Source organism: Shewanella sairae, assembly GCF_023283535.1.
In the GTDB taxonomy this organism is placed as follows: Bacteria; Pseudomonadota; Gammaproteobacteria; order Enterobacterales; family Shewanellaceae; genus Shewanella; species Shewanella sairae.
Genome location: NZ_JAKILT010000001.1, coordinates 174,132 through 194,866, shown reverse-complemented (window position 1 = coordinate 194,866; position 20,735 = coordinate 174,132). Strand labels below are relative to the sequence as shown.

20 protein-coding genes are annotated in these 20,735 nt (G+C 44.2%); 2 read left to right on the top strand and 18 right to left on the bottom strand.

What is annotated here, in order from left to right:
• Positions 1-225: 225 nt before the first annotated feature.
• The 9 genes from L2748_RS00800 to L2748_RS00760 all read right to left on the bottom strand — a co-directional run bounded on the left by L2748_RS00800 (position 226) and on the right by L2748_RS00760 (position 10,206).
• Positions 226-984 carry an SDR family oxidoreductase gene (locus L2748_RS00800; RefSeq protein ID WP_220780628.1) on the bottom strand — a complete coding sequence of 253 codons (759 nt, stop codon included), beginning with the start codon at positions 982-984 and terminating at the stop codon, positions 226-228.
• An 11-nt stretch (positions 985-995) separates the two neighbouring features.
• Positions 996-1,907 carry a 3-hydroxyisobutyrate dehydrogenase gene (gene mmsB, locus L2748_RS00795; RefSeq protein WP_220780627.1) on the bottom strand — a complete coding sequence of 304 codons (912 nt, stop codon included), beginning with the start codon at positions 1,905-1,907 and terminating at the stop codon, positions 996-998.
• 125 nt (positions 1,908-2,032) lie between these two features.
• Positions 2,033-3,196, bottom strand: a complete 1,164-nt coding sequence (locus L2748_RS00790) for an enoyl-CoA hydratase/isomerase family protein (RefSeq protein WP_220780626.1) — start codon at positions 3,194-3,196, stop codon at positions 2,033-2,035.
• A 10-nt stretch (positions 3,197-3,206) separates the two neighbouring features.
• Positions 3,207-3,995: an enoyl-CoA hydratase gene (locus L2748_RS00785; protein WP_220780625.1), complete on the bottom strand. Its 789-nt coding sequence runs from the start codon at positions 3,993-3,995 to the stop codon at positions 3,207-3,209.
• A gap of 51 nt (positions 3,996-4,046) precedes the next feature.
• A complete protein-coding gene (locus L2748_RS00780; RefSeq protein WP_220780624.1) occupies positions 4,047-5,204 on the bottom strand; it encodes an acyl-CoA dehydrogenase family protein in 1,158 nt (385 codons plus the stop codon).
• 225 nt (positions 5,205-5,429) lie between these two features.
• Entirely contained in the window at positions 5,430-6,929 is a 1,500-nt protein-coding gene (locus tag L2748_RS00775; RefSeq protein WP_220780623.1) for a CoA-acylating methylmalonate-semialdehyde dehydrogenase, read from the bottom strand.
• A gap of 160 nt (positions 6,930-7,089) precedes the next feature.
• Entirely contained in the window at positions 7,090-8,280 is a 1,191-nt protein-coding gene (locus L2748_RS00770; protein ID WP_220780622.1) for an acetyl-CoA C-acyltransferase, read from the bottom strand.
• A gap of 514 nt (positions 8,281-8,794) precedes the next feature.
• Positions 8,795-9,733: a homoserine O-acetyltransferase MetA gene (metA, locus tag L2748_RS00765; protein WP_220780621.1), complete on the bottom strand. Its 939-nt coding sequence runs from the start codon at positions 9,731-9,733 to the stop codon at positions 8,795-8,797.
• 71 nt (positions 9,734-9,804) lie between these two features.
• Positions 9,805-10,206 (bottom strand): YbaY family lipoprotein, encoded by a 402-nt coding sequence (locus L2748_RS00760; protein WP_220780620.1) that lies wholly within the window; start codon positions 10,204-10,206, stop codon positions 9,805-9,807.
• A gap of 279 nt (positions 10,207-10,485) precedes the next feature.
• Here L2748_RS00760 and L2748_RS00755 point away from each other — a divergent pair, with 279 nt between their 5' ends.
• Entirely contained in the window at positions 10,486-11,262 is a 777-nt protein-coding gene (locus tag L2748_RS00755) for an SDR family NAD(P)-dependent oxidoreductase (RefSeq protein ID WP_220780619.1), read from the top strand.
• Positions 11,263-11,339: 77 nt separating this feature from the next.
• On the opposite strand, the gene ompW is transcribed toward L2748_RS00755, so the two are convergent.
• From ompW to L2748_RS00715, 8 genes are all read right to left on the bottom strand, one after another.
• Positions 11,340-11,984, bottom strand: a complete 645-nt coding sequence (gene ompW / locus L2748_RS00750; protein WP_220780618.1) for an outer membrane protein OmpW — start codon at positions 11,982-11,984, stop codon at positions 11,340-11,342.
• Positions 11,985-12,652: 668 nt separating this feature from the next.
• Positions 12,653-12,976, bottom strand: a complete 324-nt coding sequence (locus L2748_RS00745) for a hypothetical protein (protein WP_220780617.1) — start codon at positions 12,974-12,976, stop codon at positions 12,653-12,655.
• 60 nt (positions 12,977-13,036) lie between these two features.
• Entirely contained in the window at positions 13,037-13,213 is a 177-nt protein-coding gene (locus L2748_RS00740) for a hypothetical protein (RefSeq protein ID WP_220780616.1), read from the bottom strand.
• A gap of 146 nt (positions 13,214-13,359) precedes the next feature.
• Positions 13,360-14,106, bottom strand: a complete 747-nt coding sequence (locus tag L2748_RS00735; RefSeq protein ID WP_220780615.1) for a hypothetical protein — start codon at positions 14,104-14,106, stop codon at positions 13,360-13,362.
• Positions 14,107-14,240: 134 nt separating this feature from the next.
• Positions 14,241-14,834 (bottom strand): nucleotidyltransferase family protein, encoded by a 594-nt coding sequence (locus L2748_RS00730; protein WP_220780614.1) that lies wholly within the window; start codon positions 14,832-14,834, stop codon positions 14,241-14,243.
• A gap of 66 nt (positions 14,835-14,900) precedes the next feature.
• The gene (locus L2748_RS00725) at positions 14,901-15,299 is read right to left on the bottom strand and encodes a YbaY family lipoprotein (RefSeq protein WP_220780613.1); all 399 of its coding nucleotides are present in this window, start codon (positions 15,297-15,299) and stop codon (positions 14,901-14,903) included.
• A gap of 38 nt (positions 15,300-15,337) precedes the next feature.
• Complete coding sequence (tesB, locus tag L2748_RS00720) at positions 15,338-16,204, bottom strand: acyl-CoA thioesterase II (RefSeq protein WP_220780612.1); 867 nt, start codon at positions 16,202-16,204, stop codon at positions 15,338-15,340.
• Between the two features lie 150 nt (positions 16,205-16,354).
• Positions 16,355-17,419: an SDR family NAD(P)-dependent oxidoreductase gene (locus L2748_RS00715; RefSeq protein ID WP_308444241.1), complete on the bottom strand. Its 1,065-nt coding sequence runs from the start codon at positions 17,417-17,419 to the stop codon at positions 16,355-16,357.
• A 209-nt stretch (positions 17,420-17,628) separates the two neighbouring features.
• Between L2748_RS00715 and L2748_RS00710 the strand changes: the two genes are divergently transcribed.
• Complete coding sequence (locus tag L2748_RS00710) at positions 17,629-18,513, top strand: 1,4-dihydroxy-2-naphthoate polyprenyltransferase (protein WP_220780611.1); 885 nt, start codon at positions 17,629-17,631, stop codon at positions 18,511-18,513.
• A gap of 99 nt (positions 18,514-18,612) precedes the next feature.
• Here L2748_RS00710 and fadJ read toward each other — a convergent pair whose 3' ends face one another.
• Entirely contained in the window at positions 18,613-20,733 is a 2,121-nt protein-coding gene (fadJ, locus tag L2748_RS00705) for a fatty acid oxidation complex subunit alpha FadJ (protein WP_220780610.1), read from the bottom strand.
• Between the last annotated feature and the right edge of the window lie 2 nt (positions 20,734-20,735).

The following is a 20,735-nucleotide window of genomic DNA, read 5'->3' as shown; positions in this document are numbered from 1 at the left end:
TAGAAACAACCTCTTCAGCTTGTTCTAAACATCCTCACTATTGACGCCATTGTCTGCACTAGCTGTATATTTACAGACGAATACCGCCGTCAATCTCGAATACGCGGCCGTTTACATCGCCGTTATATCGTCATTTTCGATAATGAAACGTACTGTAGAAACAACCTCTTCAGCTTGTTCTAAACATCCTCACTATTGACGCCATTGTCTGCACTAGCTGTATATTTACAGACGAATACCGCCGTCGATCTCGAATACGCGGCCGTTTACGTAGTCATTTTCGATAATGAAACGTACCGTAGAAGCAATCTCTCCGGCTTGACCTAAACGTCCTACTGGAACCATTTTTTCTAAACGCTCAAGCGCTTCAGGCTTCATCGCGGCTGTCATTTCAGTTTCAATTACGCCCGGTGCGACAGCTGCGCTACGAATGTTGTAACGCGCAAGCTCTTTGGCCCACCCCACGCTCATTGCCGCTACGCCCGCTTTTGACGCGGCGTAGTTTGACTGGCCCATATTACCGGCTTTAGCAAGACTCGAAATATTAATAATCACCCCTTCTTGACCGGTTTCAATCATGGCAGCAGCGGCTTCACGACCACACAAGAATGAACCTGTAAGGTTAACGTTAATCACTGATTGGAATTGGTCAAACGACATACGCTCAAATACTTGGCCTTCTTTCGCTTTCAGCAACAAACCATCACGCAAAATACCTGCGTTATTAATCAGTACGTTAACTTGACCAAAATCTTCTTTAATAAATTGGAAAGTGGCAAATACATCTTCCTCATCGGTGATATCAACGGCGTAGCCTTGTACTTCCGCTGTCGCACCAATGTTTGCACAGGCTATTTCCAACTTCTCTTGGTCCATGTCGATAAGTGCTAGCTTGGCACCTGCAGCCGCTAAATTTTCCGCCATGGCGTAACCTAGTCCACCTGCACCACCAGTAATAACAACTACCTTATCTTTTAAATCCATTGGAATACCCTTTATTTTTTTATCTGTTCTGACTGAGCAAACTGCTCAAAAATACTCGAAAAATCACGCTTACCATTACCCTGCTTAGCATGATTCACATAAAGACTGCGTGCTAATGCGCCCATTGGCGTACTTGAATTAGATAGCAGCGCCGCCTCTTGCGACAAACCTAAATCTTTCACCATCAAGTCAACCATAAAGCCACCTTGATAATCATTTGATGACGGCACTGACTCCATCACATCTGGACACGGATTATATTTATCTAATGTCCAATTGCCCCCACTGCTGACTTTCATAATTTCGGACAGCACTTTCGGATCGAGCCCGTGATCGATACCCATCTGTAGTGACTCAGATGTAGCAACCATTAATACCGACAGCAGCATATTATTACATATTTTAGCGACTTGCCCAGCACCGGGGCCACCAGCATGGAAGATATTGCCGCCCATGGCATTTAATGCGTCTTGCGCTTGCTCAAATGCGGTATCGCTGCCGCCACAAATAAAGGTTAATGTCCCCGCTGCTGCGCCTGCCGTACCGCCGGAAACCGGCGCATCAATAAACTCTAAGCCCTTGTTTGCTGCATGCTGTGCTACAAATCGTGCGCTATCGGCATCAATTGTTGAGCAATCAATTAATAACGTACCTGGCGCAACCACATCGATCAAACCTTTGCTGGTGTCATCGGTAACATACAGGCTGCGTACATGCTTACCCGCAGGCAACATAGTCACCACTATATCTGCGCCCGCTGCTGCGCCGCAGGCACTTGTCGCGGTCAACGCGCCCTGCTCTGCAAGTGTTTGCATAGCTGCAGGCACTAAATCAAACACCTTTACGGTAAAGCCTGCTTTAATCAGGTTGAGCGCCATTGGTCCGCCCATGTTCCCTAAACCAATAAATGCAACTGTACTCATGTTTCACTCCCGCTCACGTTTGTGAGTGTTTTATTCCCTGTCACGGCTAATACCACTCACCGTTAGCGTTTACTTTGAAGCTAAGCTAAACCTGCCCAACAAATTGCACTGTTAGAGCTGGTCTATTAATGCAAGTCCTTTAGTGGATGCGTAGCTTCGTCCCAAGGTGATTCAAGCAATGATAGTGCAAAGCCTTCAGGAATTGATGCCACGTCGCTAAACTGCCATTGTGGATTACGGTCTTTATCAATCAGTAAAGCACGCACGCCCTCGCTAAAGTCACCTTTCGCGCAGCAATTAACACTTAAACCAAGCTCTAACTTAAAACATTCAGCTAAGCTCAAATCCTGACTTAATTGTGATTGGATATGCACTAAGTTCAAGCTTATTGGACTCCCAGCTAGCATGGTCTTTACCGCTCTTTCTAACCAAGGGTTCGCCTCTATCGTGTTTGAATCAGCACTTGAATCAGAGCTTGAACCGAGTTGACTAACCTTAGCGATAATGTCGTCTAGAGAGCCTGTCATTAATTCATCAATCAATAACTGGTTTTGCTCAAGTACACTCTTTGATGGCGCCGTATGGCAAGCTTCTGCCATGGTGCTGAGCAGATCATTTAATGCCAAATGATTAGTATCGAAATTATCGCTCCAAGGCAGCATTGTGAGTTGCTCAAATAGTGCGGCTTTATCATCGCTATTAAGATAGTGATTACCTATGCCCACATAAAGCGCGTCGGCTCCACTCATGTTATAGGCTGTCATACCTAAAAATAGGCCACTTTTACCCGGCATACGGTTTAAGAAATAACTGCCACCAACATCTGGGTATAAACCGATAGTCACTTCAGGCATTGCGATGCGTGAACGCTCAGTCACGATGCGATGACTTGCGCCTATCATTAGGCCTAAACCGCCGCCCATGACAATGCCATCGCCCCACACAATGACCGGCTTACCAAAACGATGCAGCAGATAATCTAACTGATACTCTTGGCTGAAAAACTCCGTTGCCGCTTCGGTCACTTCACCGGGCGTAGTTATCGATGCTTGATAAATCGCTCGCACATCGCCGCCAGCGCAAAAAGCTTTTTCTCCCGCACCGTCAAGCACAACTGCGGCAATATTGGTATCGGCTTGCCAGGCGGTTAACTGCGTAGTTAATGCCTGTACCATATTGAGGTTTAACGCATTAAGCGCTTTTTCTATATTTAAAGTGGCTACCCCGACTTGCTTGCCGGAGTCCGTTGTTAAGGTGCTAAATAACACTTGCTCGCTAGCTGATTGCATCCTGAGCCCCTTAACCGTTTTTCCAATTCGCTTTACGCTTATTCAAAAAGGCGTTAACCCCTTCGGCTTGATCTTCGGTATCAAACAGTTCAACAAACAATTGGCGCTCTAATGGCAAGGCATCGGCTCTTGGCATAGTGCGACCTGCTTGCACTAATGTTTTACAAGCTTTTACGCTGCTTGGACTTTGATTCGCGACCTTTTCAGCAAGCCCCATTGCCGCATTAAAAGCATTCCCCTGCTCTACCACTTCTTCTACTAAACCAATTTGCTCGGCTTTAGCGGCGGTAATACGCTCACCACATAAAATCATCCGCTTAGCCCAACCTTCGCCTACCAGCGCGGTAAGGTTTTGTGTACCACCAGCGCATGGCAATAACCCCACTGTTGCTTCTGGCAGTGCCAGCTGCGCTTGTTCTTCACAAATACGTAGGTCACATGCTAACGCGACCTCTAAGCCGCCCCCCATGGCATAGCCATTAATTGCCGCAATTGACACACCACGGAATGCACTTAAGCTTTCAAACGCTTCGCCAAAATAGCGCGCCATCTCGGCGGCATTTTGCTTGTCGCCGTCAGCAAACAATTTTAAATCAGCGCCTGCTGAGAAGAACTTTTGCCCTTCGCCAGTAATCACTAACGCGTAAACATCTTTGTTTTCGTTAAGTGCTAATACCTTATGTTTTAACTCTTGTAGGCTCTGCGCCGTCCAAGTATTCGCCGGCGGATTGTTCATGCTGATCACCGCGGTATGCCCCACGATGCGCTCGATTAATAAAGACTGTTGTTGGTTTGACATGGTAACTCCCTATACAAAACTGAAATCATTTGAATGCTGACTAAAATCGGCCTATAAAATCGCAGCGGCGTTTTCATCTAACAAACGGCGCGAAATAATTAAGCGCATGATTTCGTTAGTTCCTTCTAAAATCTGATGCACACGTACATCACGTACATGGCGTTCTAATGGGTATTCACGAATATAGCCATAGCCACCATGAATTTGCAGCGCAGCGTCACACACTTGAAAACCAATATCGGTGGCGAAGCGTTTTGCCATGGCGCAATAAGCGGTAGCCTCTGGATCTTGCTGATCTAGCTTGAACGCGGCTAAACGCACTAATTGGCGCGCAGCAACCAGCTCTGTTGCCATATCGGCGAGCTTAAATTGCAGTGCTTGGAATGCTGCTAACGGTTTACCAAACTGCTTGCGCTCGTTCATATATTGCGTGGCGCGCTCAAGTGCCGCTTGTGCGGTACCAATCGAGCAGGTGGCGATATTAATGCGACCACCATCTAATCCCTTCATGGCAAAAGTAAAACCTTGTCCTTCTTCACCGAGTAAATAAGCTACCGGTACGCGCACATTTTCAAAGGTAACTTCACGGGTTGGCTGGGCGTTCCAGCCCATTTTATCTTCCGCTTTACCGTAGGTAATACCCAGTGTGTCAGCAGGTACTGCAATCGCTGAAATACCTTTTGGCCCTGCTTCACCGGTGCGGCACATCACCACTAACATTTCTGTGGCACCTGCACCTGAGATAAACACTTTAGAGCCTGAAATCACATATTCATCGCCTTCACGCACAGCTTTTGTTTGCAGAGATGCCGCGTCGCTACCAGCACCGGGTTCAGTTAAGCAATAAGAAGCGAGTTTTTCACCTGTGGTTAGTGATTCAGACCACTCTTGGCGCAGCGTTTCAGAGCCAAAACTGGTTATCATCCATGTCGCCATATTGTGGATAGTTAACATGGCAGTTGTTGCCGTACAGCCCATAGATAGCTGCTCAAAAATAATCGACGAATCTAGGCGAGACAGCCCCATGCCCCCTTCTGATTCTGGCGAGTACAGCGAGCAAAAACCTAACTCGCCGGCTTTATGGATCACATCTTTTGGGAAGTGGTGTTCTTCATCCCACTTCGCCGCAAAGGGAGCAAGCTCCTCTGTGGCAAACTGCTGAGCTAAATCGGCAAACTGGCGTTGATCTTCATTGAGGTTAAAATCCATCTGGGTGCTCCTGTTGTACTGTCTAGTGCCCATTACAACCGCTTGTAAGGTGTTAAGGCTTGGGTCTTTTGCTCGCACAGCTTTAGCTAATGCTGCTGACCTCTATTCGTTATTAATCGTCTAACTTTTGTATTTGTTTAGCGCGCTAATACCCTACGTTTTGATTAAGTGCTAACGCCAAAAAGCGAGCACTTAACCAAAATTCGTTTTGGATGGCAGTAACGATTACTTAAGATCGATTGTCATATTCGGCGCTGAGGCAACGGCAATATCCGACTCAAACCAACGTGCGGTGATGGTTTTAGTCTCAGTATAGAAACGCACAGCTTGCTTACCATAAGCATGCTGGTCGCCATAGAAACTACCTTTCCAACCAGTGAACGAGAAGAAAGGTAACGGCACAGGAATTGGCACGTTAATGCCCACTTGACCCACTTCAATTTCGTGTTGATATTTACGCGCAGCTGCGCCACTTGCGGTAAAGATAGAAGTACCATTACCGTATGGGCTGTCGTTGACTATCGCAATCGCTTCTTCTAGGGTTTCAGCATTCATGCAGCACAGCACTGGACCAAAAATCTCTTCTTTATAAATGCTCATATCGGTTGTGACTTTATCGAACATGGTTGGGCCAACCCAGTTACCTGACTCGTAACCCTCAACAGTAAAATCAGTACCATCAAGTAAGCAATCTGCGCCCTCAGCCTTACCTTGAGCAATCAAGCTCACAACCCGCTGTTTAGCTGCAGGGCTAATCACCGGACCATAAGCGGCGTCTTTATCGTCCCAAAGACCCGGTTTAACTTTGGCAATAGCTTCTTTTAGCTCAGGGATCCACTCTTTAGCCGCGCCAACAAATACCGCAACAGAAAGTGCCATACAGCGTTGACCCGCAGCGCCTACTGATGCGCCAACCAGATTATTAATCACTTGCTGTTTATTAGCGTCTGGCATAATTACGCAGTGATTTTTAGCGCCCGCAAAAGCTTGCACACGCTTTAAGTTATCGGTGCCGGTTTTGTAAATGTACTGACCAACATTCACCGAACCGACAAATGAAATGGCTTTGATATCGGGGTGAGTTAATAGGATATCGACAGCAGTTTTATCGCCATGAACCAGCTGCACCACACCTTTTGGCGCGCCCGCTTGTTCGAACAATTCAATTAAACGCTGCGGCGTCATTGGATCTTGCTCTGATGGCTTAAGAACGAATGTGTTACCGCAAGCAATCGCTAACGGGAACATCCACAGTGGGATCATCGCTGGAAAGTTAAACGGAGTAATACCAGCACAAACGCCAAGTGGTTGAGTGTAGCTGTAGGTGTCGATTGAACGAGCCACGTTTTCTACGGTTTCGCCCATCATCATAGATGCGATATTACAAGCGTGCTCAGCGACTTCGATTCCGCGCCAAACATCGCCTTTAGCATCATCAAATGTCTTACCGGTTTCTTGCGCTAAAATCGTGGCAATTTCATCATGATGCTCTTTTAAGAGATGCTGGTATTTAAGCATTACACGAGCACGTTCTGAAACGGGTACTTCTTTCCAGCTCTGAAACGCGGTTTTAGCGCTGTCGATTGCACTGAGTACTTCGGCATCGTTCGCGGCATTTACAACAGCAATGGTTTCGTTGTTCGCTGGGTTGGTCACGGCTATTTGCTTGTCGCCTTGGCCCAATATCCATTCGCCATTGATGTAATGCTTCACTTGAGTTGTCATATCGCTTCCTATTTCGGCAAGGCCAGTTGATGGCGTTTGCAAAATGATGGACCTGCTTGGCCTGATTTTTATGTGGCTATAACTGCCTCGGCTTGATGCAGATCCGGTCTTGTTGATTACTATTACTGTCTTTAACGATTACCGTTAGTTAGCTGGGTGGTTAAAGCTCAATTGCCATTGCAGTGGCTTCACCCCCGCCAATACAAAGTGACGCGACACCGCGCTTAAGGCCGCGAGCTTTTAGGGCATAAATCAACGTCACTAATAGACGCGCACCAGAGCAACCAATTGGATGACCCAGGGCACAGGCACCGCCGTTAACATTGACTTTATTGGCATCGAGTCCAAGTTCTGAAATCGCCAGCATGGTGACCATGGCAAAGGCTTCGTTGATCTCATACAAGTCAACGTCTTCTTTGGTCCAGTTCACTTTATCGAGCAGTTTATTCATGGCACCGACTGGCGCTGTGGTAAACATTGATGGCTCTTGCGCGTGTGTGGTGTGACCTTTAATGGTTGCGAGTACTTCAATGCCTAAATCGTTAGCCTGACCACGAGTCATTAGCATTAATGCGGCAGCACCATCTGAAATTGAGCTGGAGTTGGCGGCAGTAATGGTGCCGTCTTTAGCAAAGGCTGGACGCAATGTTGGGATTTTATCCGGGCGCGCGTTACCCGGCTGCTCATCGGTATCAACCACAACATCACCACGACGATTAGCCACGGTGACCGGAGTAATTTCGTTGCTAAAGGCGCCGCTGTTGATGGCATTATTGGCTTTTTCAAGTGAGCTTAATGCAAAGCTGTCCATCTGCTCACGAGTAAGCTTAAAGTCATCTGCGGTATTTTGCGCAAATGTACCCATTGCGCCGCCGGTATAGGCGTCTTCTAAACCATCGAGAAACATATGATCGAGCACTTTACCGTGCCCCATACGCATGCCACCGCGGGCTTTATCAAGTAAGTAAGGTGCTTGGCTCATGCTTTCCATACCACCAGCAACAACCACATTGGCACTACCCGCTTTAATTAAATCATGGGCTAGCATCACTGTCTTCATGCCTGAACCACAGACTTTATTGACTGTGGTTGCGCCAACCGATAATGGCAGTTCAGCGCCTAATGTAGCTTGGCGCGCCGGCGCTTGACCAAGGCCTGCAGGTAAAACACAGCCCATTAATACTTCGTCAACCTGCTCGCCTGCTAAACCGCTTTGCGCTACTAAGCCCTTAATAGCGGTTGCAGCAAGCTTTGGTGAAGCCACTGTTGATAACGCGCCCTGGAATCCGCCCATTGGGGTGCGCTTTGCTGCAACAATAACAATATCTTGGTTTGACTCAACTGAACTCATAATTACTCCGTGAATATGCTAGTTAACCTTGATTAGAATTCATCCGAAGCTGCACTATTTGTAGGGTTTAGCGGCTTCATTTAGTCACGATTCTGAGGTTATTACCTAGCTAATATAAAGTGTGATCTTGCTCAATATTTAACACTGTGACGTTTACGCGAACGTAAAGCAATAGTTAATTGTGCAAAGATCTACCAAAGTATAAGGCGCAGATGTCACATAGAATTTACACTTAGCGAAGAGAGGCTTCTGCATAGTTTGCACTGCCTGATGAGCTGTTCAGCACAATACTTTTAAAGAGATAAATATCGCCTAACTAAACGATAAGTAACATTTTTAAATAGTTAATACAGAGAGTTAAGCAGAAAATGTGTGAGACTGAGTCGAACTGACTACTGAAGAACATTTAGATTAAGTGATAATGCTGTTGTAACAAACAAATGTGGCTAAAGGTTCATTGAATATAAAAACGCCGCAGCTTGGTTAAACTACGGCGTTGTATTTACAAAAGCCTTTACGACTCCCACGGCGTAATACCGCTCATGTCATCAAGGTTATACGGCGTTAACTGATAAACATAATAGTTAAGCCAATTACTGACCAGCAAACTACCGTGGCTATGCCAGCGGGCAATTGGGGCTTTATCAGGATCATTATCCGTAAAGTAGTTTTGCGGTATATCAGGGTTAAGCCCTTGAGCTAAATCCCGTAAATATTCATCTTTTAAGGTCGACTTTTGATACTCAGGGTGTCCCATCACAAACAAATTACGATTACTTTTACTCAGCACCATATAGGCGCCAGCGGTGTCTGACTCGGTTAATACTTGCAACTCAGGATGAGCTCGCAATAACTCAACGTCCATCTCGGCAAAACGAGAATGCGGCGCGTAAAACTCATCATCAAACCCACGTAACAAGGGGTAGTGCTCTGTTGTGCGCTTATGTGCAAAAACACCGGAACGTTTAGTACTCAGGAGTTTACGGTTCAAGCCATAAAGATGATACAAAGCGGCATGGGCTGCCCAACATAGAAAAAGCACCGAGGTCACATGCTGCTGCGACCAGTCTATAATCTCGCGAATATGGTCCCAATAAGACACATCGTCAAACTCGACTTGACCAAGAGGTGCACCAGTAATAATCAAACCATCGTAATTTTTCTGCCGAACCTGCTCAAAGTCACGATAAAAGTTATTCATATGATCAATAGACACATGCTTCGATTCTTTATCGTGAATACGCAGTAGATCGACGTCAACCTGCAGAGAGGTATTACCTAAAAGACGCAATAGTTGGGTTTCGGTTTCAATCTTATTGGGCATTAAATTGAGTATTAACACCTTCATAGGACGAATATCTTGATTTGCAGCTCGAGTTTCTGACATCACAAAGATGTTTTCAGACTCTAAGATTTCGGCCGCAGGAAGATTGTCAGGAATTTTAACCGGCATATCGCGCCTCTTTTCTAATTTGAGTGACCAACCAAAAAGAAGCGCGCCGATATTAGCAATTTACGACTAAGTTAACGCGCAACTTTCTGCACTAAAACTGACATAGGCTCTACTGAGTCCAAGTCAATTCGGTAAGCTTGAGTATTAATAAACATCAATTGATCATTATGGGTAATGCGCGCACCTATGTTGTAGGTATGGCCATCTTCAAATTGATCTCTATTGATTAAAAACTGAAACGGTACAGGCGTACTCACATCATTACGTTCAAATTCAGCAATCACTTCAGCGGGTGCGTCGGCCAATGAGACATCCTGAACTTGCACTGTAATCACTGCATCTTCAGGTAGCATCATGCGCTCCTTGTACCAAACCTCGCCATGGATCTCCACCACGGCATTGGATGTTGCACAGCCCGTCAACACACTTGCTGCTACCGCTAACGGTAATAAAGGCTTAAACCACTGTTTCATTTCTATGCTCCTAATAATACATTAAGACTTCTAGAAGTCTATATGTCTGAACTTGAATTTTATATTAGTTAACTATCAAATAATTAATACTACTAACATTGACCTACAACAGCGACTTGCTTGTTGATATAAACCTCGCTAAAACAAGCTTATCTGCAGGCCAAAGCATAAGTAGTAAAATGCATTCTCACTATCCGCGTCACAGCAACAGACAATTAATCTTGTTCTAATACACTTATCTTTCTATGATAAGTTACCTATTCGAAGTCGAATACCCATATGACACAAGCAACTGCAATAATTGTGGGCGCTAGCTCATTACTTAGCCGTGAAATTGCAAAACAACTTGCAGATGAAGGCGTTGAACTGGCCCTGTTAGCACAAGATCCACAATCTCTTATCGAGTTTAGTCAATCATTGCCCACTAAGGTGCAAGTTTTTCCATTGCAAATTGATGAGCCTCAAGCTGTGATTGCCAGCCTAAATGCCGTTTGGCAAACATTAGGTGGCGCGCATCTTGTATTAGTGAATACAGGTTTAACCCATTACGATCCTGAACTGCCATGGCAACCAGAGCAAGATATCATTACGGTTAATGTGCAGGGCTTTTCAGCCATATGCAATACAGCCTTTAGGTTATTTAGAGATCAAGGTTACGGCCAATTAGCTGCCATTAACTCTATTGCAGGCCTGCGCGGCGGACCAAGTGTCGCCTATCATGCCTCTAAAGCCTTTGCGCAAAATTACCTTGAAGGTTTAAGCATGCATGCGCAGCGCTTAAAGCTGCCTATTACCATTACCGATATTCAACTCGGTATGCTTGATAAAGCTGCAATGCAACAGAACCGTTTATGGTTGTCGCCACCTACGGTCGTTGCTCAGCAAGTGATTAAAGCAATGAAAGCCGGTAAGCGTAAAGCATATGTAACCAAACGCTGGCGCCTAGTCGCTTGGCTAACTAAAGCTCTGCCTGAGTTTGTTTACAATACTCGCTATTGGAAAACCAAAGAGCAGAAGAAGGCCGAACGCGCCGCTAAAAAAGACTCTAAATCATAAAGATTTGTCTGCTTTAAACGTTAAAAAGGAGCCTTTCGGCTCCTTTTCTATGGGTGGGGTTATGTCCAAAGCGTAAATTAGAAAGTGTAACCAACGCTTACCATATAAACCCATGGGTCGATATCGGTTTCAACCTTCTGAGGTGCATCACCTAAGTTAAACTTAACATCAGTGCTGATTTGCGCATACCAAACCGATGCATTAATTAGCCAGCTATCATTAAGCTGATAATCAATACCCGCTTGCGCTGCCAAGCCCCAAGAATTAGACATGCTCAAATCGGTTAATGCACCATCTAAATCGTTGGTAAATTCATTGTCGTAAAAATTAGTGAAGTTAACACCGGCACCAATGTATGGACGTAGTTTTGAGTTTGCATCGCCAAAGTAATACTGAGCAACTAGCGTTGGTGGTAAGTGCTTAGTTTCAGCAATCTTACCTAATGAACCTAGTGAAACATCGTGACTAAATGGTGTTGCTGCTAATAACTCAATACCGACATTATCAGTAATCATATAACCAAAGTTTAGACCTACCTGCGTATTATCATCAACACTAAACTCAGCGACATCAGCAACAACTGGGCTAGATTCATTTGGTGCAACCACTACCGCACCAACACGAACGATAATATCACCAGCTTGATGAGCAAGTACTGAAGATGTGAAGCCTGTAGTTAAAAGCGCTGTAGCAACTAGACTTGAAACGATACTTTTTCTCATTATAATACTCCATAATTTACAACACGATACACCGCGTTCTTTATCAATATCCTTACATTTGCGAGCATCCTGACAGATCTACCCCATTAAAAAATTGATCAAAATCAAATACCATAACAGCTACTCATTTAGATATATATTTTACCGATCCAGATCACACAATCTAAACATATATCGATGTTGTAGCTTTAGTTTTAGTGAGCAAAGTACACTTTGATCATTTAATCGCCCACCAAGCCTATGTACTATGCTCACAAATAATTAACAGCTATTGAGTTGCAAAGGTCATAAGTCTGCTGAGGGAATTGAAGATGAGTTTAGAAATTGAAGTTAGCAGTGGATACACTTTGGAGAAAGGATATACGCCGGACGGTAAAGCATAACAAATCCGTTATTGTTGCACTTTAATCGGTCAAGCAAGATTTACTTAGGTTTATTAAGCGTTAATTGTCTATAACCAATAAACGTAATCACACCACCTAATAAAAGGTAGCTCGCAATAGATACAGTTATAAATGTTAGTGGTTCCAAAATCGACTCCTTCTAGGTATGTCGAACGCAAAATAAAAACTTAGCACTCGGTTTACTAACTGGTCATATTTACAGCGAATTTTTTCAGCTAAATGACTGCTTTAAATTGTCAAACTTTCGTCACGTTAAAGTGCTTATTACCAAACAAAAAGCTTAAAACACAATAATATAAACGCAACTATGGTCAAGCCAAACCAGCCAAGCACTCTGGTAACGATTTCGGGTGATTTATGATTAAAGTAAGGGAATAAAATCGCAGCAAGTGAAACAATAGGCACTAAGCCATAAAGTTGACCCATATGGGTAGAAGTACCATTTGCAAAAGGTGGGACCAATAAATACACAATAAGGTATCCGCTATAAAGCAGCATAGCCAGAATCGCTTCACGGACTGGTGTATCGCTTCTTTCAAAACTAAAATAACAAACGATCAAAGCAATAAATGCAATCGCACTTAACAAACTTAAATTCTCCGGTTTTGCTCAGCTATATTTAATTATCAACTATTCAACAAACGGTCTTTAAAGGCTTGTTTTACGCAGCTTAACCAATGCAACCACGACGAATATCAGTAACGATATTGAAAAAGCAACGCTCCCAAAAATATCTTGCTCTACCAAGTTGTAAACTAGACCTAAAGACATCATAAATGCCCCTATAAAATAGTCGCTCGCTTTCGATAATAATTTTGTTTTCATTGGTGATTCCTTTCATCAAAAAATCCATACTAACATTTATGACTAGAAAAGAACTTTAAACATTATTCAAGTAATGCAGGCACTTAAGTAAAATTGCCTTTCGGTAGCTATTAAATAATCAGATCCACCAATTGAATTAGCAGAGCCTAATTAGGTAAGTTTAATGGTGCTTCTTTAGCGTATTTGTGCGAGATGGGATCGGTAATAACGATAGTATCACCGCGGAGCATATAGTTACCGCCGTGCAGATCCATCACACCGTGGTCATCGATAAAACTCAATACATCGAATAAGGTTTTAAGCAAAGCTGCATGATCATCAATCACTTCATCATCAATAACTACAGGTTTACGCTCGTTTGAGCTCATATAGAAGTGCGGTCGTGGCTCTTGGATCTGCTCAACAAATTCATCGGCTGATTGCACTTGATCATTAAAAGGCTTATTGGGGTCGGCAAACGGCAACGTCATGGTACGTAATGTGCCCCATAACTTGCCAAAGTCATCGTCATGGAAATGGCTTGGACGCGTTGGCTCTGTGCCGTCATCGCTAATGTCATCAAGCCGCTCGATCACATAAAAACGCACGACCCTGCCACTACTTAGCTCTATGGTATCTTCACGATGAATAGTAGGGACATGTGGGTTGTCTTGGTTTTCTGGGCGCATACACCAGCGAGCAAACAGATAATAGCCATCAATTTTACTACTACATACCTTAACAACTTTGTCAGGCTCTCCTGGCACTTCATACACTTCGGCGTAAATTCCGGTAGCAATCAAATCTAGCTCAGTAAAGCGCTCCAGATATATCGACACATCGTCAACCCGATGGATCTCCTCCGCATCAGCTAATTCTTTAATCTCTTCAATCGCATCCAAATAAGAGTCCATCGATTAAGCCACCATTAACTGCAGGAGTAAATTTAGAACCTTTGATAGCTTGAGCTTATGGAGCAATAAAGTGCCTTAATTGTCACTTGCTCTCATGCTCTGTTGCCCTGCACACCGTGGGCGTGCTCAAAAGTTCACCACAGGATATTATCTCGCAGCTTAGGGTAGCTTTGCAACCACCGCTTATTTTTCACTCGGTGCAGGAAAACTTCTAGAGGCGCTTTAGGATTGTATTGCAACGACAGATCAAACAAGCATGTTAAATTAAATGGAGTGTGTAACCTCAATGATATCTGCTGTATTGAATCTGAAAAAGCCATTGGCTGACAACTCACTCCGACCGCAGTTTGTTTTTCAGGCCAATAACTCATGGCATCAATACACGAGGTATAAGCTTGATGGTGATTACGCAGATGCATTCTGGCTTGATTTTTAACAGACCAAGGATACATAGGTGCGATGCGCCTAAGTTCAGCCTCAATGCTTTTATCTTTCTCTACCGAAAGCTCTTTTGCATCAAAATAGATAAGATCAATATCATTTAACCTTGTTTGTACGCAATGTAACTTGTCCCAAACTAAGTTTCGAACGAAACCAGCGGCGAGCATCCAATCGTTAAGTTTGAGTGACTCAGCAGTCAACAGCGCCTGTAACCGATAATCATCTTCAAGCAACCACTTAGTTATCTGTAATTGGCAGTTCAGCTCATTTAAATTATATGTATCCACGTTAATAACAAGCTTCCTTAAGGCAATAAAAAAGGAGCCTAAGCTCCTTCTATTATTATCGATGATTTATGGCGCGGGAACCGCTTTCATCAATACTTCGGTGGTGTACTTGTTATTACTAATCACAGGGAAGCGATCGTAGGTTTGAAAAATCACCTTACCATTATATTGAATCATCGCCACTACGCCATAATTGATACTGCTATCAATGGTATCCGCTGGTAATAAGAACTTAAACGGTACCGGCGCTCTAACAATATCAAAACTCTTTTGCGCTACGATCACCCCGGGGGTATCTAAGTCGATAATCGCAATAGTAATAGCACTACCTTGAGGTAAGGCTAGCCTTTCTAAGTAACCGGCAGCGCCATTTACAACAATAGGTGGCTTTTCCTCAACAGTCACGCAAGCGGTTAATACCAGCAGACATAGTAGCACTATGCTTTTTTTCATCAATGAAATCATTTATATCTATCCTATTTCAGCAATATAACTAAGAGAGATTAATCTTTCTTAGTCATCCGAATAAGGCCTTCTTGTGTTGCCGATGCAACCAATTCACCTTGTTGATTAAAAAAGTGCCCTTTAACAAACCCTCGACCACCGCTGGCATTCGGGCTTTCAATGCTATAGAGCAGCCACTGGCTAAAATCGAACGGACGGTGGAACCACATAGCATGGTCGATCGTTGCCATACGCATACCCGGCGTTAAAAATGACACCCCATGCGGCTGAGCAGCAGTCACCAAAAAGTTAAAGTCTGATGCATAAGCTAGCAAATAGTCATGCACACATAAATTTTCAGGTACTTTGCCGTTTGCACGGATCCACACGTGCCTTATTGGCTCACTAGGTCTAGGCGCGATAGGATCGCTTGGGTTTACCAACCGCATTTCAATCGGCGTATCAGCCATAAACTTTTCAAGTACTCTCGATGGCACTTTATCTCTTAGTGTCATCGCAAGTTCCTGTTGATTCAGCAGGCCCTCGGGTCCAGGTACATCAGGCATTACCGCTTGATGTTCGTAACCTTCCTCAGCTATTTGGAACGAACAGGTCATGTAAAAAATAGGTCGACCTTTTTGAATAGCTTTAACCCTACGAGCACTAAAACTACCGCCGTCACGCATGATTTCAACATCATAAACAATCGGCAGTTTTTCATCACCGGCACGTAAAAAATAAGAATGCAATGAATGGACTTTACGATCAGGACTCACTGTTTGCTTAGCAGCGCTCAGGGCTTGGCCCATCACTTGGCCACCAAACACATGTCCAAAACCAAGATCTTGGCTTTGACCACGAAAAAGCCCCTCTTCAATCTGCTCTAAAGAAAGTAACGCTAATAAATCATCTAATACTTGGCTCATTACAACCTAACGCTCGACATATTTGCCCTAAGCTTAACTCAAGACCCCTTCCACTCGCCAGCTTTTAGCCTACGCTTGTCTTTCTATAAACCCTATATGAGCTAACAACTAAGCAGTTTCCCATCAAAGCATTAATACACATTAGTAACGTTATTTTATCTGTATATGCCGCTGATTTGCTGAAGCTTTTGCCCAAGCCAGCACTTGAGCTTCACCACTATTGTGTGCGGTATAGGGTCTTGCTTGATAAATATCTGGCCAGCGTTCTGTTATCACTTCCGGCGTGCAATCTTCAGCTTTAAACCGACTAGGAGAGAACTCAACCAGTGCAGCATGACTTATTCCCCCCGCAGCAGCGGATAAATGTTGGCCAGAAGGACTCTTTGAACTACAGAGATAAAGTACTGTTGCTATAACGGTGGTTTTAGAAAAGAGTGGCCTAACAGCCGATGCTAAATGGTTCGCCGTCATCGATGTTACGGCATGGGGAATAATACTGTTAACGGTGATCCCATGATCAGCGCCTTCAAGGTGTAAACTATTAACCAGGCCCATGACCGCCATTTTACTTGCACTCATACTGGTTTCATACATGTCGCCGTAAACCGAACTAGCACTGCTCATAACGACGCGACCATAATTTTGGCGCTTCATGATCGCCCAAACCGCTTGCGTCATGTAAAAAGTACCATTCAAGTCAACATCAAGGTGATGCTTCCAACTTGATTCAGTCATCTGCTCAAAGGCGCAAGGCTGATGCACACCGGCGTTATTGATCAGGATATCGACACGCCCCCAACTCTGCATGATACATTCGATCATGGCGGCAATATCATCAGTACTGGTCACATCTATGCTAAAAGACTGGCACTCACCACCAATGGCGTTTATCGCATCACAGCATGTTTTCAAACCTGAATCAGGTTCTAAATCTAACGACAGTTTGAAGCTAACATCCTTTGTTTGAGCTATTTCATTGTCAACTAAAACAACTCTTGCTCCTCGCTCAGCTAAAGCGATGGCATAGGCTCTTCCTAAACCCGATGCTGCGCCAGTAACTATTGCGACTTGTCCCTCAAAACGCATAGCTTCGACCTCTAAACAAAACTGTTTACCCTTAATGGAGTCGTAAGCTGCATAAGACGCAGCTTGCCCGTCTAAAGCAAATTGCTTAATTAAATCATCACGTTCGACTTTAGATATGTAATATTGCATACACTCCTGCCTACCGATGTGCGCTAGGTCAAAGTTATTAAAGCCGAATAATGAAAAATAATTAAGACTTAACGATTTGTTAAGTTGAGCGCTTTTTCAGCAATAAAATCCACTTTTTAGAAGTTGTTAAATTTGCTATGCTATAAGCAATTCTTTTTATCTTTATGCCATCCTTCTTTGGCGTAAACCTCTGTAAGTAAATATAAACCATGAATCCTTGGATACTTGCCATACGTCCTCGCACCTTGCCTGCGGCGATTGGTCCCCTGCTGGTCGGTAATGTACTAGCACTGCAGCTTGAACAGTTCAGCTGGTTCATTGCTGTCACTTCAATGCTTTGCGCACTCTTGCTGCAAATAGCGGTGAACCTCGCAAATGACTACTTTGACTTTAAAAGTGGTGTCGATACTGAAGAACGCCTTGGTCCGGTTCGAGTCACACAAAGTGGCATGTTAAGCCCTAACGCTGTGCGTAATGCGATGATTTTGTGCTTAGTACTGGCGTTAATAGTGGGCTCGTTCTTGATCTATCACGGCGGTATTGTAATTGCCTTTTTAGCGGCAGCGGCAATACTCGGTGCGCTTGGCTATAGCGGCGGTCCTTATCCACTCGCTTCTCATGGCTTAGGTGAAGTTGCTGCATTTGTGTTTTTTGGCTTAGTCGCCGTTGTCGGCAGTTACTTTTTGCAAGCTGGCGAAACATCAACGAGCGCGTGGTTACTAGGTAGTGCAATCGGCTTTTTGAATGCCGCGATTATGCTCGTTAATAACACTCGCGATATGGAAACAGATATAAAGGCGGGTAAGAAGACACTGGCTGTACGTATGGGACTTGAGCAATCTCGTATTTTCTACCAAAGCTTTGTGTTCTTACCCTTTGCCATCATTATCGCCGGCTTCTTTATGGGCGCATTGCCTGGTATCCCGGTATTACTAGCGGGGCTTGCCTTTATCATGGCAAGAACTTTAAGCCGTGACTTTAATGAAGTGAAAGGTGCAGCGCTCAATCCACTGCTAGGCCGCACAGCCAAGTTAACCATGATATTTAGCGCCCTATTTAGTGGCGGTTTATTACTTAATATCTTCATTGGCTAGCCGATGTTGTTGCTCTAAACACAAAAAAGCCTATCAATTTGATAGGCTTTTTATTAAATAGACAAGCTGTTTATTCCGTAGTCCTAGCTCAACTTGGTATTAACCAAAAAAACGACTTCCTTCTTCGGCCATCAGTTTAAGCCTTACTGCAGGTTCAAATCGATTACCGTAACGTGCTTGATAATTCTCTAGGATTTTAACTAAATTGGCCGCGCCAAGTGAGTCAATATAATGGAAAGGTCCACCTAAGAATGGTGGGAAGCCAATACCAAATATCGCCCCTATATCGCCATCACGAGGGTTAGCGATAATGTTTTCTTCTAAGCAACGCACCGCTTCATTTAGCATCTGTACTACACAGCGCTGCGCAACCTCAGAAGCTTCGGTATCAACCCCTGGCTTCAAACCTAAAACGCTATAAACGCTCTCATCAACCTGCTTGGCTTTTTTCTTACCACCGTAAAGGTAAAATCCTTTACCGTTCTTACGCCCTTTTCTATCATCAGCAAGTAACTTATCGAATGCCTCTGGAGCTTTAAAGCGATCTCCTAGCTCTTTCTCTAGAATCGGCGAGATCTTAGCACCAACGTCAATCCCAACTTCATCAAGTAAAGTCATAGGGCCAACAGGGAAGCCAAACTTAACTAAAGCTTTATCAAGATGTTCAACGCTTTGCCCTTCTAGCAATAGCTGAGCTGCTTCATTCATGTAAAGCGCTAGAATACGATTAACATAGAAACCCGCACCATCTTGTACAACAATCGGCGTCTTACCTTGTTTTTTAGCAAACGCGACTGTCGTAGCAATAGTCTTGGCAGAAGTTTTCTCATGGGCAATGACTTCAACTAAAGGCATTTTTTCAACAGGCGAAAAGTAGTGCAAACCGATCACGTTTTCAGGTCGAGTTGCCGCCTCAGCAATTTGGCCAATCGGCAATGAAGAAGTGTTAGAAGCGAAAATCGTATGCTCGCTACACTCACGCTCTACATCTTTAACCATTTGATGCTTAAGCGCTAAGTCTTCAAACACAGCCTCAACAACAATGTCGGCATCTTTAATGCCTTTGTATTCAGTCGTTGTTGTCATTAATGCCATCAGGTTATCGCGAACTGCTGGCGTCATATGACGACGCTTAACGCCTTTATCCAGCAATTTGTATGCATAGGCTAATGCGTTACTTAGACCTGTTTCACTAATGTCTTTTACCCGAGCCGGAATTTTAGCTTTTGTGGTAGTAACCGATGCAATACCGCCACCCATTAGTCCACCACCTAACACCATGACTTTATTAACTTGCTCAGGCTCTACATCGCCTGCGCCAGTCTCTTTTTTCATTTCGGTAGTAGCAAAGAAAATACTACGCAGAGCTTCAGATTCTTTCGACATGACCAATTCGGCAAAGTGGCTTGCCTCAACCTCAAGGCCTTTAATCATGCCTTTAGTCATGCCCTGCCTAACACAATCAATTATCTTATTTGGCGCGGGATAATTACCTTGGGTCTTTTTAGCAACCTGTTTGGCGGCTTGATCAAAAATGATGTTGCGACCAGCACTTGTTCCTTCTAGCACTTGATTAATTAAAGACTGTTTCTTTTTCTTAGTTGGGCGTTTTCCAGCTAGTGCCATTTCTACAGCTGTACGTAACAAAATGGTCTCAGGTACAGCATCATCAACTAAACCCATTTTGAGCGCTTGCTTTGGGCGAAGTTGCTTACCCGTTAGCATCATATCAAGTGCCGTTGTTACGCCGACTAAACGCGGTAAACGTTGGGTGCCACCGCCACCAGGCAGTAAACCGAGCTGGACCTCTGGAACGCCCATCATGGTTTTAGGATGCAATGAACACACACGCTGATGACAAGCTAACGCCAACTCTAAACCGCCACCTAGGCAAGCACCATTAATCGCTGCTACTACCGGAATGGTAAGATTTTCCAGCTCGTTAAATACAACATGACCTTGCTGTGACAGGAGCTTGGCATCTTCGGCCGTTTCGCATGCGTCAAGCATTGAAATATCAGCCCCAGCAACGAAAGAGTCTTTCTTACCAGAAATTAAGACTAAACCTTTAATACTGTTATCGGCTTTAATCTCAGCAAGCACTTCACTGATCTCAGGACCAAACTCGCTGCGCAGCGTGTTCATGGTTTCACCCGGCACATCCATGGTCAGTACCGCGATACCGTCTTCACGACGTGATAAATTAAATGTCTTTTCCATGT

Coding starts and splice junctions, on each gene's coding strand:
- L2748_RS00800 (WP_220780628.1), bottom strand. CDS start 984: ATGGATTTAAAAGATAAGGTAGTTGTTATTACTGGTGGTGCAGGTGGA.
- mmsB (WP_220780627.1), bottom strand. CDS start 1,907: ATGAGTACAGTTGCATTTATTGGTTTAGGGAACATGGGCGGACCAATG.
- L2748_RS00790 (WP_220780626.1), bottom strand. CDS start 3,196: ATGCAATCAGCTAGCGAGCAAGTGTTATTTAGCACCTTAACAACGGAC.
- L2748_RS00785 (WP_220780625.1), bottom strand. CDS start 3,995: ATGTCAAACCAACAACAGTCTTTATTAATCGAGCGCATCGTGGGGCAT.
- L2748_RS00780 (WP_220780624.1), bottom strand. CDS start 5,204: ATGGATTTTAACCTCAATGAAGATCAACGCCAGTTTGCCGATTTAGCT.
- L2748_RS00775 (WP_220780623.1), bottom strand. CDS start 6,929: ATGACAACTCAAGTGAAGCATTACATCAATGGCGAATGGATATTGGGC.
- L2748_RS00770 (WP_220780622.1), bottom strand. CDS start 8,280: ATGAGTTCAGTTGAGTCAAACCAAGATATTGTTATTGTTGCAGCAAAG.
- metA (WP_220780621.1), bottom strand. CDS start 9,733: ATGCCGGTTAAAATTCCTGACAATCTTCCTGCGGCCGAAATCTTAGAG.
- L2748_RS00760 (WP_220780620.1), bottom strand. CDS start 10,206: ATGAAACAGTGGTTTAAGCCTTTATTACCGTTAGCGGTAGCAGCAAGT.
- L2748_RS00755 (WP_220780619.1), top strand. CDS start 10,486: ATGACACAAGCAACTGCAATAATTGTGGGCGCTAGCTCATTACTTAGC.
- ompW (WP_220780618.1), bottom strand. CDS start 11,984: ATGAGAAAAAGTATCGTTTCAAGTCTAGTTGCTACAGCGCTTTTAACT.
- L2748_RS00740 (WP_220780616.1), bottom strand. CDS start 13,213: ATGAAAACAAAATTATTATCGAAAGCGAGCGACTATTTTATAGGGGCA.
- L2748_RS00735 (WP_220780615.1), bottom strand. CDS start 14,106: ATGGACTCTTATTTGGATGCGATTGAAGAGATTAAAGAATTAGCTGAT.
- L2748_RS00725 (WP_220780613.1), bottom strand. CDS start 15,299: ATGATTTCATTGATGAAAAAAAGCATAGTGCTACTATGTCTGCTGGTA.
- tesB (WP_220780612.1), bottom strand. CDS start 16,204: ATGAGCCAAGTATTAGATGATTTATTAGCGTTACTTTCTTTAGAGCAG.
- L2748_RS00715 (WP_308444241.1), bottom strand. CDS start 17,419: ATGCAATATTACATATCTAAAGTCGAACGTGATGATTTAATTAAGCAA.
- L2748_RS00710 (WP_220780611.1), top strand. CDS start 17,629: ATGAATCCTTGGATACTTGCCATACGTCCTCGCACCTTGCCTGCGGCG.
- fadJ (WP_220780610.1), bottom strand. CDS start 20,733: ATGGAAAAGACATTTAATTTATCACGTCGTGAAGACGGTATCGCGGTA.